Annotated in this window: 9 protein-coding genes; 6 read left to right on the top strand and 3 right to left on the bottom strand. The window is 68.9% G+C overall.

Annotated features, from left to right (window positions below):
* Window positions 1–39: 39 nt before the first annotated feature.
* From RC2_RS19055 to RC2_RS07005, 5 genes are all read left to right on the top strand, one after another.
* Window positions 40–732: an Rv1363c family protein gene (locus RC2_RS19055; RefSeq protein WP_139277304.1), complete on the top strand. Its 693-nt coding sequence runs from the start codon at window positions 40–42 to the stop codon at window positions 730–732.
* Window positions 733–751: 19 nt separating this feature from the next.
* Window positions 752–1,546 (top strand): hypothetical protein, encoded by a 795-nt coding sequence (locus RC2_RS07020; RefSeq protein WP_068152725.1) that lies wholly within the window; start codon window positions 752–754, stop codon window positions 1,544–1,546.
* A 515-nt stretch (window positions 1,547–2,061) separates the two neighbouring features.
* A complete protein-coding gene (gene rpoB, locus RC2_RS07015) occupies window positions 2,062–5,568 on the top strand; it encodes a DNA-directed RNA polymerase subunit beta (protein WP_068152721.1) in 3,507 nt (1,168 codons plus the stop codon).
* Between the two features lie 96 nt (window positions 5,569–5,664).
* Window positions 5,665–9,621, top strand: a complete 3,957-nt coding sequence (locus RC2_RS07010; RefSeq protein WP_068152718.1) for a DNA-directed RNA polymerase subunit beta' — start codon at window positions 5,665–5,667, stop codon at window positions 9,619–9,621.
* Window positions 9,622–9,760: 139 nt separating this feature from the next.
* Window positions 9,761–10,150 (top strand): VOC family protein, encoded by a 390-nt coding sequence (locus RC2_RS07005; protein ID WP_068152715.1) that lies wholly within the window; start codon window positions 9,761–9,763, stop codon window positions 10,148–10,150.
* A 38-nt stretch (window positions 10,151–10,188) separates the two neighbouring features.
* On the opposite strand, the gene RC2_RS07000 is transcribed toward RC2_RS07005, so the two are convergent.
* Window positions 10,189–10,536: a hypothetical protein gene (locus RC2_RS07000; RefSeq protein WP_068152713.1), complete on the bottom strand. Its 348-nt coding sequence runs from the start codon at window positions 10,534–10,536 to the stop codon at window positions 10,189–10,191.
* Between the two features lie 28 nt (window positions 10,537–10,564).
* Window positions 10,565–11,575, bottom strand: coding sequence for an endonuclease/exonuclease/phosphatase family protein (locus tag RC2_RS06995; RefSeq protein WP_245811010.1), 1,011 nt, complete (start codon window positions 11,573–11,575; stop codon window positions 10,565–10,567).
* Window positions 11,576–11,664: 89 nt separating this feature from the next.
* On the opposite strand from RC2_RS06995, the gene RC2_RS06990 reads away from it, so the two are divergent.
* On the top strand, window positions 11,665–13,275 hold the full coding sequence (locus RC2_RS06990) for an alkaline phosphatase D family protein (RefSeq protein ID WP_068152710.1): 1,611 nt from the start codon (window positions 11,665–11,667) through the stop codon (window positions 13,273–13,275).
* A gap of 4 nt (window positions 13,276–13,279) precedes the next feature.
* Here RC2_RS06990 and RC2_RS06985 read toward each other — a convergent pair whose 3' ends face one another.
* Window positions 13,280–14,938, bottom strand: a complete 1,659-nt coding sequence (locus RC2_RS06985; protein ID WP_072681232.1) for a GMC oxidoreductase — start codon at window positions 14,936–14,938, stop codon at window positions 13,280–13,282.
* Window positions 14,939–15,064 lie beyond the last annotated feature (126 nt).

The raw sequence follows: 15,064 nt of genomic DNA, 5'->3' as shown, positions 1-15,064 counted from the left end.
CTCGCGGGGCCGGTGGTTACCGCCTAGTAGGGTGGCGTTGTGACGCCAACCACCTCCACCCCGCGTACCCAGCGGTCCCGGCTCGTCGTGGTCGTGGCCGCTGTCTGCGTGGTCGCAGCCGTGCTCGCCGTGGTCTCGGCGGTGTTCTGGTTCCTCGCCTTCCGCGAGTCCTCCGCCGCGTCCACGCGCGACGACGCACTCGCCGGCGCCCGCCAGGCCGCGATCAACCTGAACTCCGTCGATGCGAACGATCTCGACAAGACCTTCGCCGACATCGAGTCCTCCATCACCGGAGACGAACTCACCAACGGCCTGAACGACACGCGGGATCAGTTCCGCGAGCAGTTCGCCGACACCGGTGTCGTCACCACGGCGTCGGTACAGCATGCGGCGCTGGTGGGCTTCTCGGCGGACGAGGGCACGGCACAGTCGTTGATCGTGCTCACCACCGACACCACCAAGCCCAGCGGCAACGAGCGCTTCCAGAGCACCCTGCGGCTCGAGCTCCAGGACGTCGACGGCACGTGGAAGGCCACGCGAATCCAGCCGATCGGCGAACGCATCCCGCTGCAGTTGCCGCAGGGCGCGCCTACCGATCCCGCTGCGCCCACCGATCCCGCTGCGCCCACCGATCCCGCTGCGCCCGCCGACCCCGCTGCGCCCGCCGACCCCGCCGCACCGACCGACCCCGCCGCGCCGGCGAATCCTGCCGCGCCGTCGGGCGGTCAGTGATCTCGCGCTAGGAGAGTCCATGCCCCCCGCACGTCGTCGTCCCCCCCTGGGCGCCACGCGTCCCCCGGCCGGAGCCGTCCGTCGGAAGAAGGTCGCCGGTCGGCCCGCCGGCCCGGTGAATCCCGCCGACGCCACCGAGACCACGGACGCCACCGACACCCCCGATACCGTCGACGAGGCTGGTTCCGCGACCGACGCCACCACCGGCGCGGTCGATCTGTCGAAGCCCTCCGCCGAGGCCGACACCACCGCCACCGCCGAGCCGGAGACCGACACCACCGACGGTGCCGATGCCGACGAGGCAGCCGAGCCCCGCGCGCGTCGTCCGCTCCCCACGCTCGTCCCGATCCTGGGCGCGCTCGCCGTGGTGTTCGCGGTGATCGCGGTTCTCGGACTGATCCGGCCGGGGGCACCTGCAGTGACCAACAGCGCCTGGGTCGACACCGGGGCCACCCTCGAGGTGACGTCGGCAGGGCGGGACGCTCTGCAGACGGTGTTCAGCTACGGCTTCGACACCATCGACCAGGACCAGGAGGCGGCGCGCGCCGTCCTGAACGACGAGCGTCGAGGTGAGTACGACTCGACGGCCGAGCAGACCAAGCAGGGCGTGCTGCAGACCCAGACGGTCACGACGGCGACGGTGACGGACATCGGTGTCTCGCTGCTCGACGGCGACCGTGCCGAGTTGGTGGCGAGCATGGACATCGCGGCCCGTCAGGACGGCGTGGACCAGGGGACCGTGCAGACTCCGGTGGCGTTCACGATGGAGCGGGTCGACGGTCGGTGGCTGATCGCCACCATCGACAACCGCTAGCCGACCGCTAGCCGACCGCTGGACAACCGCGAGCCGACCGCGGGCTCACCCGCGCCGGGACCACCCGACGCCCGAAACGCCGCGCGTGCTCTTGACGTGGGGCGTCCGGGAGTCCACTCTGATTACCGGATTCGTCCGCCGGCCCGGTTTCGACCGGGTCGCCGTCGGGTATCGACCCTGCGGGTGCGGGACGCATCCCGATCGCCGAGGTTTCTGGGCGGCGCCGGAGCAAATGGAGGCACCGGGCGCCGACAGCAGGTCTCGGCGGACCTGCATCTCGATGTCGGCACCTTCTGTCGCCGTCCGTGACCCACGCGTGTTGCCATGTCCGCGTTTCTGGGGTACTTTTGGGCGTTGCGCTGGGTGCCTCCTGTCATTCTCCAGACTCCGCCTCGATGGACACGTGTGTCCGTCGCTGCCGAGCGAGGGCTTCGTACGGGTCGTGACCAGCGGAGTTCCCACTCGAAAAGCAGATACAGCGACGGTCGCGCAGTGCAGCAAGCGGCCCGCGTGAGGTGCTGGAAGGACGCATCTTGGCAGTCTCCACCCAGTCCAAGGAAAACGCCGGAACCCCCGGAGCCCCGAAGAGGGTGTCGTTCGCGAAGATTCGTGAACCCCTCGAAGTTCCGGGGTTGCTCGATCTTCAGACCGATTCGTTCGAATGGCTCGTCGGCACCCCCGAGTGGCGCGCCCGTGCCGAGGCACGCGGCGACAGCTCGGTCAGCGGCGGCCTCGAGGACATCCTGACGGAACTCTCGCCCATCGAGGACTTCTCCGGCTCGATGTCCCTCTCCTTCTCCGATCCGCGCTTCGACGAGGTCAAGGCCTCCATCGACGAGTGCAAGGACAAGGACATGACCTACGCGGCGCCGTTGTTCGTCACCGCGGAGTTCATCAACAACAACACCGGTGAGATCAAGAGCCAGACGGTCTTCATGGGTGACTTCCCGATGATGACCGACAAGGGCACGTTCATCATCAACGGCACCGAGCGCGTCGTCGTCTCGCAGCTCGTGCGGTCCCCGGGCGTCTACTTCGATCACACGGTCGACAAGACCACCGAGAAGGACCTGCACAGCGTCAAGGTCATCCCCGGCCGTGGCGCGTGGCTGGAGTTCGACGTCGACAAGCGCGACACGGTCGGCGTGCGCATCGATCGCAAGCGTCGTCAGCCGGTCACCGTGCTGCTGAAGGCTCTCGGCTGGACCACCGAGCAGATCACCGAGCGCTTCGGCTTCTCGGAGATCCTCATGGCCACGCTGGAGAAGGACAACACGGCCGGCACCGACGAGGCGCTGCTCGACATCTACCGCAAGCTGCGTCCGGGCGAGCCCCCCACCAAGGAGAGCGCGCAGACCCTGCTGGAGAACCTGTTCTTCAAGGAGAAGCGCTACGACCTCGCTCGCGTGGGTCGCTACAAGATCAACAAGAAGCTGGGCCTGAACTCGGGCCTGCCCATCGAGGCGTCGACGCTGACCGAAGAGGACATCGTCGCCACCATCGAGTACCTCGTGCGTCTGCACGCGGGGGAGAAGTCGATGACGGCTCCGGGCGGCGTCGAGGTGCCGGTCGAGGTCGACGACATCGACCACTTCGGCAACCGTCGTCTGCGCACGGTCGGTGAGCTCATCCAGAACCAGATCCGCGTGGGCCTGTCCCGCATGGAGCGCGTGGTCCGCGAGCGGATGACCACCCAGGACGTCGAGGCGATCACGCCGCAGACCCTGATCAACATCCGTCCGGTCGTCGCCGCGATCAAGGAGTTCTTCGGAACCTCCCAGCTGTCGCAGTTCATGGACCAGAACAACCCGCTGTCGGGCCTGACCCACAAGCGTCGTCTGTCGGCGCTGGGCCCCGGCGGTCTGTCCCGTGAGCGCGCCGGCCTCGAGGTGCGCGACGTGCACCCGTCGCACTACGGCCGCATGTGCCCGATCGAGACCCCCGAGGGTCCGAACATCGGTCTGATCGGCTCGCTCTCGGTGTACGCGCGGGTGAACCCGTTCGGCTTCATCGAGACGCCGTACCGCAAGGTCGTCGACGGTCGGGTGACCGACGAGGTCGACTACCTGACCGCGGACGAGGAGGACCGCCACGTCGTGGCGCAGGCCAACTCGACCATCGACACCTCGGGCCGCTTCGTCGACGAGCGCATTCTCGTCCGTCGCAAGGGCGGCGAGGTCGAGTTCGTGTCGTCGATGGACGTCGACTACATGGACGTCTCGCCGCGACAGATGGTCTCGGTCGCGACCGCGATGATTCCGTTCCTCGAGCACGACGACGCGAACCGCGCCCTCATGGGTGCGAACATGCAGCGTCAGGCCGTGCCGCTGGTGCGCAGCGAGTCCCCGATCGTCGGTACCGGCATGGAACTCCGTGCCGCCGTCGACGCCGGCGACGTCATCGTCACCGACAAGACCGGTGTGGTGGAGGAGGTCTCGGCCGACTACGTCACCGTCATGGCCGACGACGGCTCGCGCTCGACCTACCGGATGCGCAAGTTCGCCCGCTCGAACCAGGGCACGTGCGCCAACCAGCGTCCGATCGTGGACGAGGGTCAGCGCGTGGAGGCCGGCCAGGTGCTGGCCGACGGTCCGTGCACCGAGAACGGTGAGATGGCGCTGGGCAAGAACCTGCTCGTCGCCGTCATGCCGTGGGAGGGCCACAACTACGAGGACGCGATCATCCTGTCGCAGCGCCTCGTGGAAGAGGACGTCCTGACCTCGATCCACATCGAGGAGCACGAGATCGACGCCCGCGACACCAAGCTCGGTGCCGAGGAGATCACGCGCGACATCCCCAACGTCTCGGACGAGGTTCTCGCGGACCTCGACGAGCGCGGCATCATCCGCATCGGTGCGGAGGTCCGTGACGGTGACGTGCTGGTCGGCAAGGTCACGCCGAAGGGCGAGACCGAGCTCACCCCCGAGGAGCGCCTGCTGCGCGCCATCTTCGGCGAGAAGGCGCGCGAGGTGCGCGACACGTCGCTGAAGGTGCCGCACGGCGAGAACGGCAAGGTCATCGGTATCCGCGTGTTCTCGCGCGAGGACGACGACGATCTGCCTCCGGGCGTCAACGAGCTGGTGCGCGTCTACGTCGCGCAGAAGCGCAAGATCCAGGACGGCGACAAGCTCGCCGGCCGCCACGGCAACAAGGGCGTCATCGGCAAGATCCTCCCGCAGGAGGACATGCCGTTCCTGTCCGACGGCACGCCGATCGACATCATCCTGAACACGCACGGCGTCCCGCGTCGTATGAACATCGGTCAGATCCTCGAGACCCACCTGGGCTGGATCGGCAAGACCGGATGGAACGTTCAGGTCGCGACGGACGGCACTCGACCCGACTGGGCCGAGACGCTGCCGGAGGAGATGCTGGCGGCGGAGGCCGACACCAACATCGCCACCCCGGTGTTCGACGGTGCCAAGGAGGACGAGCTGACGGGTCTGCTGTCGAGCACGATCCCGAACCGCGACGGCGACCAGATGGTCGGCGCCGACGGCAAGGCGACGCTGTTCGACGGTCGCTCCGGCGAGCCGTTCCCGTACCCCGTGTCCGTGGGCTACATGTACATCATCAAGCTGCACCACCTGGTCGACGACAAGATCCACGCTCGCTCGACCGGGCCGTACTCGATGATCACGCAGCAGCCCCTCGGCGGTAAGGCGCAGTTCGGTGGACAGCGCTTCGGTGAGATGGAGTGCTGGGCCATGCAGGCCTACGGTGCGGCGTACACGCTGCAGGAGCTCCTGACCATCAAGTCCGACGACGTGGTCGGTCGCGTCAAGGTCTACGAGGCGATCGTCAAGGGCGAGAACATCCCCGAGCCCGGCATCCCCGAGTCCTTCAAGGTGCTCCTCAAGGAGCTCCAGTCGCTGTGCCTCAACGTGGAGGTGCTGTCCTCGGACGGCGCGGCCATCACGATGGCCGACGGTGACGACGAGGATCTCGAGCGCGCCGCGGCCAACCTGGGAATCAACCTCTCACGCAACGAGTCCGCCACCGTCGACGATCTCGCTCAGTGAGGTGCCGGCCGGCGCGGGGGGTTTCCCGCGCCGGCTCGCCCTCACCGATGTAGCAGCAGATAACTAACCCCGTCACCGGGGGAAAGGAAGTACGACGTGCTGGACGTCAACTTCTTCGATGAACTCCGCATCGGTCTCGCGACCGCGGACGACATCCGCAACTGGTCCTACGGCGAGGTCAAGAAGCCGGAGACCATCAACTACCGCACGCTCAAGCCGGAGAAGGACGGCCTCTTCTGCGAGAAGATCTTCGGACCGACTCGCGACTGGGAGTGCTACTGCGGCAAGTACAAGCGCGTGCGCTTCAAGGGCATCATCTGCGAGCGCTGTGGCGTCGAGGTCACGCGCGCCAAGGTGCGTCGTGAGCGCATGGGTCACATCGAGCTGGCCGCCCCGGTCACGCACATCTGGTACTTCAAGGGTGTGCCGTCGCGTCTGGGCTACCTGCTCGACCTGGCGCCGAAGGATCTCGAGAAGATCATCTACTTCGCCGCCTACGTCATCACCTCGGTGGACGACGAGCTCCGCCACAACGAGCTCTCGACCCTCGAGGCCGAGATGGAGGTCGAGAAGAAGGCCGTCGCCGATCAGCGCGACGCCGATCTCGAGGCCCGCGCGCAGAAGCTCGAGGCGGACATCGCCGAGCTCGAGGCCGAGGGTGCCAAGTCCGACGTGCGTCGCAAGGTCAAGGACGGCGGCGAGCGCGAGATGCGTCAGCTCCGTGACCGCGCGCAGCGTGAGCTGGATCGTCTCGAGGAGATCTGGTCCACCTTCACCAAGCTGGCACCGAAGCAGCTCATCGTCGACGAGCTGATCTACCGCGAGCTGGTCGATCGCTACGGCGAATACTTCACGGGTGCGATGGGCGCGGAGTCCATCCAGAAGCTCATGGAGACCTTCGACATCGAGGCCGAGGCCGAGTCGCTGCGCGAGACCATCCGCAGCGGCAAGGGGCAGAAGAAGCTCCGCGCCCTCAAGCGCCTCAAGGTCGTCGCCGCGTTCCAGTCCACCGGCAACTCGCCGATGGGCATGGTGCTCGACGCCGTGCCGGTGATCCCGCCGGAGCTGCGTCCGATGGTCCAGCTCGACGGTGGCCGCTTCGCCACCTCGGACCTGAACGACCTGTACCGCCGCGTCATCAACCGCAACAACCGCCTCAAGCGACTGATCGACCTCGGCGCGCCCGAGATCATCGTCAACAACGAGAAGCGGATGCTGCAGGAGTCCGTCGACGCCCTGTTCGACAACGGTCGTCGTGGCCGTCCGGTCACCGGGCCGGGCAACCGCCCGCTGAAGTCGCTGTCCGACTTGCTCAAGGGCAAGCAGGGTCGCTTCCGTCAGAACCTCCTCGGCAAGCGCGTCGACTACTCGGGCCGTTCGGTCATCGTCGTCGGCCCGCAGCTGAAGCTGCACCAGTGCGGTCTGCCGAAGCTCATGGCACTCGAGTTGTTCAAGCCGTTCGTGATGAAGCGTCTGGTCGATCTGAACCACGCGCAGAACATCAAGTCGGCCAAGCGCATGGTCGAGCGTCAGCGTGCCCAGGTGTGGGACGTCCTCGAAGAGGTCATCGGCGAGCACCCCGTGCTGCTGAACCGCGCCCCCACGCTGCACCGCCTCGGCATCCAGGCGTTCGAGCCGCAGCTCGTCGAGGGCAAGGCCATTCAGCTGCACCCGCTCGTCTGTGAGGCGTTCAACGCCGACTTCGACGGTGACCAGATGGCCGTGCACCTGCCGCTGTCGGCAGAGGCGCAGGCCGAGGCCCGCGTGCTGATGCTGTCGTCGAACAACATCCTGTCGCCGGCGTCGGGCCGTCCGCTCGCCATGCCGCGTCTGGACATGGTGACGGGTCTGTTCCACCTGACCCGTCTCGACGAGGCCGCGAAGGGTCAGCTGTCGCCGGCCACCGGCGAGGGCCCCGAGCAGGGCATCTACGCGAGCCCGGCCGAGGCGCAGATGGCCGTCGACCGCGGTGTGCTCACGGTGCAGTCGCCCATCAAGGTGCGGCTGACCAACCAGCGTCCCTCGCGGGAGCTCGAGGCCGAGCTGTTCCCCGAGGGCTGGGCACCGGGCGACGCCTGGACCGCCGAGACCACGCTGGGCCGGGTGCTCTTCAACGAGCTGCTGCCGGCGAACTACCCGTTCGTCAACGAGCAGATGCCGAAGAAGCGTCAGGCGACGATCATCAACGATCTCGCCGAGCGGTACCCGATGATCGTGGTCGCGCAGACCGTCGACAAGCTCAAGGACGCCGGCTTCTACTGGGCCACGCGCTCGGGTGTCACCATCTCCATCTCCGACGTCCTCGTGCCGCCGGAGAAGGCGGAGATCATGGAGTCGTTCGAGGCGCAGGCCGATCAGATCGAGCGCAAGTACCAGCGTGGCGCGCTCGACCACACCGAGCGCAACTCGGCTCTGGTGAAGATCTGGCAGGAAGCGACCGAGCAGGTCGGCAAGGCCATGGAGGCCCACTTCCCCGACGACAACCCCATCCCGATGATCGTGAAGTCCGGCGCGGCCGGAAACATGACGCAGGTGCGGTCGCTCGCCGGCATGAAGGGTCTGGTGACCAACCCGAAGGGCGAGTTCATCCCGCGTCCGATCAAGTCCTCCTTCAAGGAGGGCCTGACGGTTCTCGAGTACTTCATCAACACGCACGGTGCCCGTAAGGGTCTGGCCGACACCGCGCTGCGTACCGCCGACTCGGGTTACCTGACCCGTCGTCTGGTGGACGTGTCGCAGGACGTCATCGTGCGCGAGGTGGACTGCGGGACCGAGCGCGGCATCACCACGACCATCGCGGAGAAGCTGGCCGACGGCACGATGATCCGGGACGCGCACGTCGAGACCTCGACGTACGCGCGGACCCTGGCCTCGGACGCGGTCGACGCGGACGGCAACGTCGTCGTCGAGCGTGGCCACGACCTGGGCGACCCGGCCATCGACGCACTGCTCGCGGCCGGCATCACCACGGTCAAGGTGCGCTCCGTGCTCACCTGCACCACCGGCACGGGCGTCTGCGCCACCTGCTACGGCCGCTCGATGGCCACCGGCAAGCTGGTCGACATCGGCGAGGCCGTCGGCATCGTCGCCGCCCAGTCCATCGGTGAGCCCGGTACGCAGCTGACCATGCGTACGTTCCACCAGGGTGGTGTGGCCGGCGACGACATCACGGGTGGTCTGCCCCGCGTGCAGGAGCTCTTCGAGGCTCGTGTGCCCAAGGGCAAGGCACCCATCGCGGACGTCTCGGGTCGCATCCAGCTGGAGGAGGGTGATCGCTTCTACAAGATCACCATCGTTCCGGACGACGGCGGCGAAGAGGTCGTCTACGACAAGCTCTCGAAGCGTCAGCGTCTGCGTGTGTTCAAGCACGACGACGGCACCGAGCGCCTGTTGTCGGACGGCGACCACGTGGAGGTCGGCCAGCAGCTCATGGAAGGTGCTGCCGATCCGCACGAGGTCCTGCGTGTCATGGGCCCGCGTCAGGTGCAGATCCACCTCGTGAACGAGGTTCAGGAGGTGTACCGCAGCCAGGGTGTGTCCATCCACGACAAGCACATCGAGACGATCGTGCGTCAGATGCTCCGCCGCGTGACCATCATCGATTCGGGCTCCACGGAGTTCCTGCCCGGATCGCTGACCGAGCGCAGCGAGTTCGAGGCGAGCAACCGTCGCGTCGTGTCCGAGGGTGGCGAGCCCGCGGCCGGACGTCCGGTGCTGATGGGAATCACCAAGGCATCGCTGGCGACCGACTCGTGGCTGTCCGCGGCGTCGTTCCAGGAGACCACTCGCGTGCTGACCGATGCGGCGATCAACTGCCGCTCGGACAAGCTGATCGGTCTCAAGGAGAACGTGATCATCGGCAAGCTGATCCCGGCCGGCACCGGCATCAACCGGTACCGGAACATCACGGTGCAGCCCACCGAGGAGGCACGGGCCGCGGCCTACGCGGTGCCGTCGTACGACGATCAGTACTACAGCCCGGACGGCTTCGGCCAGAACACCGGTGCTGCCGTGCCGCTCGACGACTACGGCTTCTCGGGCGACTTCCGGTAACCCGGTAGCGCACGGTTCGACCCGAACCGACACCGGCTCGGCCCCGCACTCGCTCGTGAGTGCGGGGCCGAGTCGCGTTCGGGGCCCTGGTCGGGGTCGGTCGCGATGAGTTTCCCCTCGCGGCCGGGTCGGTACCACCATGACCGAGCAGAAGAGCACCATCACGAACATCGGCGTGGCCATGTTCACCGTCGCGGACCAGGACAAGGCCCTCGACTTCTACACCCGCGTACTCGGGTTCGAGGTGCGCGGTGACACCCGCTTCGGGCCCGACGGCGAGTACCGCTGGCTCGAGGTCGCCCCGGTGGGGTCGACGGCGCGGCTGGCGTTGAACCCGCCGATGTTCGACAGTCCGGGTGGATCCGCGATCGGGGTCGAGACCGCCGACGTGCGTGCCGAGCACGCTCGCCTGTCGGCGATCGGCGGGTTCGAGCTCGACCCGATCGGCGACGACGACGATCCGAACGTCCCGCCGATGTTCATGCTGCGCGATCCCGATGGCAACGTGGTCACCGTCGTCCAGGCCTGAGTCGGCCGACCCTCCTTGTCTTCACCGCCTCCCGACCGCTACCGCACCGTCGCGGTGGGGAGGGACAGGCTCACCAACATCAGGGCGAAGAGAAACCACGCCGCGCCCTGCCAGATCGGCCAGGTCCCGCCGTGGCGGTAGGAGCGGTAACCGATGACCAGCGCACCGATCGCGCCCACCAGGCAGACGCCGGGCACGATCGCGGCGACGACGACGTTCGAGGCGCCCGTCGCCAGGAAGACCGCGAGGGCGATCGCGGCGACCCCGACGGCGGAGACCACGTAGAGCGCCGCGCGGCGCAGCGCAGCCGGGTCGCGCCACCGCTTCTCGACGTCGCGGGTACCCATGCCGGCTCGGTCGGGGTCGGTCCTGTCGCGATCGGTCATGGTCTTCGCGTACCCGATCCGTGCGGTGTCAGACGCGCAGGTCCACCCAGACCGGACGGTGATCGCTCGCGGTGATCACGTCGGCGCCGGGCTCGCCGGGTGCCGGCCAGAACACACCGGAACCGGTCACCTCGAGGTCGTCGCTGGGCAGGACGTAGTCGACGCGGAGTCGACCGACCCGCGGGCCGAAATCGGCGGTGTCGGTGCCGTGGGCCGCGGACGCGGGACGGGGATCCCGCACGCGCGGCGCGGTGAGCAGCCGGTCGATCGCGCCGGGGTAGGAGTCACCTTTCTCCGGGTCGGCGTTCTGGTCTCCCAGTACGACGAACGACACGTCGTCGGCCAGACCGCCGGCGACCCCGGCGTCGTCCACGGGATAGGTCGCCCCGGCGAGGTAGTCGACGGTGAACCGGATCTCGTCGTGGTTCCGGCGTCCGTTGCGATCCTCGGGACCGTCGAACGTCGGCGGCGTGGGGTGCGAGGCGAGCAGGTGCACGGTGCGCTCGCCGATCGTGACGGGCACGTCCCAGTGCGACTTGCTCGACAGCCGCAGCGCGTCGGCGTTCGCGCCGTAGTGCTCGCGGGGCAGCAGCGAGTCCGGTTGATCGGCCCACCGGAACAGTCGGAACGTGCGCACCGCGGACGCGTCCAGCGGGAAACGCGACAGCACGACCATCCCGTACTGGCCGGGAAACGCCCCGAATCCCCACGCGTCGCCGGGGCCGTCGGTCCGACCGTCCCCGTCGAGGTCCAGCCCGGACGGCTCCCCGGTGTTGACCGGCGCGGAGAAGACGTACGGGTAGTCGACGGCCGCCGCGCCCCCGCGGCCCACGGCGAGGACGTCGCGGAGTGCCTCGGCGGTGCCGTCGGCGTGGTCGACCTCGTTGACGAGCAGCACGTCGGGGGCGGCGCGCTGGATCACCTCGGCCGCGGCGAGCAGGTGCGGGTGCGTCCCCTCGGCCAGCTCGGCGGCCAGTTGCCCGGCGGCGGGGCGGTTCAGGCTGGCGTTGTACGTCGCCACGCGCACGAGACGGCTCACGACGGTGAACGCTACGTGACCTCCGTCGTCGACGAGTCGTCGTCGGACCGCCAACTTCCGTTCGTGTCGGCGCGGCAGGGTCGAGTCCCATGACTCGTCGCGAGCTCGTCATCGGTGCGGATCGATCGCTGACCGCGGGGACCACCCGCCGCCGCTTTCTCACCTGGAGCGCCCTCGTCGGCGCCCTCGCACTGACACCGGAATTGACCGGCACCGCCGCACAGGCCCAACCGCCGACGGCGCCACCGGCGGACTACCCGTTCCGGCTGGGCGTCGCCTCGGGTGACCCGTTGCCCGACTCGGTGGTGCTGTGGACGCGGCTGGCCGTCGACCCGATCGCGCCGCTCGGCGGCATGCGGCCGGGTGTGGTCCCGGTCCGTTGGGAGATCGCCGAGGACGACCGGTTCGGCCGCGTCGTCGCGCAGGGTCTCGAGGTCGCGACGGAGGCCGACGGCTGGTCCGTTCACGTGGACGTTCGCGGGCTGGCGCCGGCGCGGGACTACTTCTACCGCTTCCTCGTCGGCCCGCACGCCAGCACCGTGGGACGGACCCGGACGGCGCCCGCTGCGGGCGCGCCGCTGGCGTCGTTGTCGTTCGCGTGGGCGTCGTGCCAGAAGTGGGAGGACGGGTTCTACGGCGCCTACGCCGACCTCGCCCGCTCCGCGCCGGACGTCGTGTTCTTCCTCGGTGACTACATCTACGAGTACGGGATCGAGCGGAAGGGTGCGCGGGCGTCGCTGCCGCGACCGGAGTCCGCGGCGCGAGAGACGCTGCAGCTGAACGACTATCGCGATCGGTACGCCCTGTACAAGGCCGACGAGAATCTCGCGGCCGCCCACGCCGCGGCGCCGTGGATCACCACGTTCGACGACCACGAGGTGGACAACAACTGGGCGTCGCAGATCTCCCGGGACGAGGGAGCCGATCCGCGGCTGTTCCTCATGCGCCGGGCCGACGCGTTCAAGGCGTGGTGGGAGAACACTCCGGTCCGGATGACGCAGCGCCCCGTCGGGCCCGATCTGCAGGCGTACCGCCGTTTCTCGTTCGGGTCGCTGGTCGACTTCTCGATGCTCGACACGCGCCAGTACCGCAGCGATCAGGCGAACGGCGACGGCGAGCACCCGCAGGACGCCGCCACGGCCGACCCCGACCGCACCATCACCGGTGCGGCGCAGGAGAAGTGGATCGTGGACGGGTTCGGCAGCGCGGCCACGTGGAAGTTCCTCGCCCATCAGACGGTGATCTCGGACCTCGCGCAGATCGAGAACGGACAGCGCGTGGTCGGCATGGATCCGTGGAGCGGCTACGAGGCCTCCCGCCACCGCATCCTCGATGCGGCGAGGGATCGCGGCGTCCAGGTGCAGTCGATCGTCGGCGACATCCACCGCACCATCGTCTCGGAGCTCCGGCGCGACTACCGGAACCCGGCCCCCGCGGTGGGCGTCGAGATCGCGACGACGTCCATAGCGTCGGGCAAGGACGGCGCGGACGTCGACGACACCGGCGCGGCCATCGCGGCGGCGTCCCCGCACGTCGCGTTCGGCAACGCGCGACGCGGGTACCTGCGCGCGACCCTCACACCGACGGAGTGGACGTCCGAGGTCCGGGTGCTCGACGCGGTGTCGGTCCCCGGTGCCGGTGCCCGCACCGCCACGACGGTCACCGTGCCGGTGGGGACGACGGAGATCGGCCTGGGGTAGCGGATCACCCGCCGGTCGCGAGGACCTGCGCGACGTTGCGTTCGGCGAGCGCGGTGATCGTCAGCGACGGATTCGCCGCACCGGTGCTGCCGGGAACCAGGGCGCCGTCGACGAGGTAGAGACCGTCGTATCCCTTCACCCGGCCGTAGCCGTCGGTGACGTCACCGAGCACCGCGCCGCCGAGGGGGTGCGCCGTGAGGGTGTCGTCGACGTCGCGCGTGAGCGGCTCCGCCGACACCAGCGTGCGGCCCGCCTGTGCCATGCGGTTCTGCACGGCGCGGAGCGAGGCGACCGTGTCGGGATTGCCGCCCTTCGGCCAGGACAGGACGATGCGGTCGGCGGTTCGGTCGTAGCGGAACTCGCCACGCATCGGGTCGATCGTCATGCCGAGGGAACCCAGGAACCCCATCTCGGTCGGCACTCCGGGGACGTACCAGTTCTCCACCGTGAGCGGCAGCCCCGATTCGTCGACGATGCGCGACGCGCAGGGGGCGCCCTGCGGGCCACCACCGATCGGTCCCAACGAGCGCGTCATGAACGCGTCACCGTTGGTGCCCCACCCGCGACCGACGAATTCGTTGAGGTTCGGCAGCGCCCCGGTGTCCCGAGCCCGCAGCAGCAGCTCGGTGGTGCCGATGGAGCCGGCGCCGAGCACCAGGCGGTCGGCGGTGAGCGTGCGGGACTCAAGGACGTTGCCCTCGGGGTCGAGTCGGCGCACCTCCACGCGGTAGCGGCCACCGGTGTCGGTGCCGATCGCGGCCACCTCGTGGCTGTGCGCGATCAGGGCCCGTCCCGTCGCCTCGGCCTGCGGAAGGTAGTTCTGTGTCAGGTCCTGCTTGGCGCCGTTGGAGTTGCCGAACGTACTCTGCCCGACGGTCGCCGACGGCCGGGACCGCCCCGTCATCTCGTCGCGCACGATCGACCAGTTCCAGGTGCCGTCCACCCGCTGAGGATCGAACCCGGCGCGGCGGGCGTGATCGTCCCACGTGCGGGAGTGGGCGAACGCGGGGGCGGCGTACACGTCGTCGGGCATGGGGGAGGGGCGCAACATGCGCCGCGCCGCCGGGTACCAGGTGGACGCCATCTCCTCGTAGGCGACGCGACCGCCGAACGAGAGGTCGAAGAACCGCTTGTCCGGGGCGATGGTGACCCCGGTGTAGACCACGGAACCGCCGCCGACGGCCGCACCGCGCCAGACGGTGAGGTTGTCGAAGCGGGTGGTGTCGAGCACACCGCCGAAGCGGTCGACCGGACCGACGGGCATGCCGGTGACGTTGGTGAAGGACTGCTGACGCCACAGCCCGCGGCCGTCCGCGGTCATGTCCGCGGTGAAGATCTCCCGCCACGGATCGCGCGGCCAGCGCAGGCCGCGTTCGAGGACGGTGACCTGCTGCCCGGCCTGCGCGAACCGCAGGGCGGCCACCGAGGCGCCGAACCCGGAGCCGATCACGATCACCGCGGAGTGGTCCGGCGGACGGGGCGGGTCGGCCCACAGTTCCGGGACGCGGGAGCGGATGGTGGGGACGCCGAGAGGCAGCGCCGAGGCCGACGGCAGCAGGGTGGATGCCGCCCTGGTGGACGGGATCACGGCCGGACCGAGGGCAGCCCCCACAGCCCCCACCGCCCCGGCCGCCGCCCATTGCAGCAAGTGCCGTCGTTTCACCGCGCGAAAACCTCCCTCGAGTCGGTTTCGAGTGTGCCAGCAGAATTCATGTCCGCAGCCGTGCGCGACATCTTCGTGACGGCTCCCAACCGGCGATGCCGACGCGAGGTGCCGATCCCGTGTCAG

It is taken from the genome of Rhodococcoides corynebacterioides NBRC 14404, assembly GCF_001894765.1.
Taxonomy (GTDB): domain Bacteria; phylum Actinomycetota; class Actinomycetes; order Mycobacteriales; family Mycobacteriaceae; genus Rhodococcoides; species Rhodococcoides corynebacterioides.
The sequence above is the reverse complement of the archived record's forward strand: the minus strand, read 5'-3'. Positions and strand labels throughout refer to the sequence as shown.

What these genes read in the sequence shown, in the direction of transcription:
- RC2_RS07005 (WP_068152715.1), top strand. Translation starts at nt 9,761, where the DNA reads ATGACCGAGCAGAAGAGCACCATCACGAACATCGGCGTGGCCATGTTC.
- RC2_RS06990 (WP_068152710.1), top strand. Translation starts at nt 11,665, where the DNA reads ATGACTCGTCGCGAGCTCGTCATCGGTGCGGATCGATCGCTGACCGCG.
- RC2_RS07000 (WP_068152713.1), bottom strand. Translation starts at nt 10,536, where the DNA reads ATGACCGATCGCGACAGGACCGACCCCGACCGAGCCGGCATGGGTACC.
- RC2_RS07020 (WP_068152725.1), top strand. Translation starts at nt 752, where the DNA reads ATGCCCCCCGCACGTCGTCGTCCCCCCCTGGGCGCCACGCGTCCCCCG.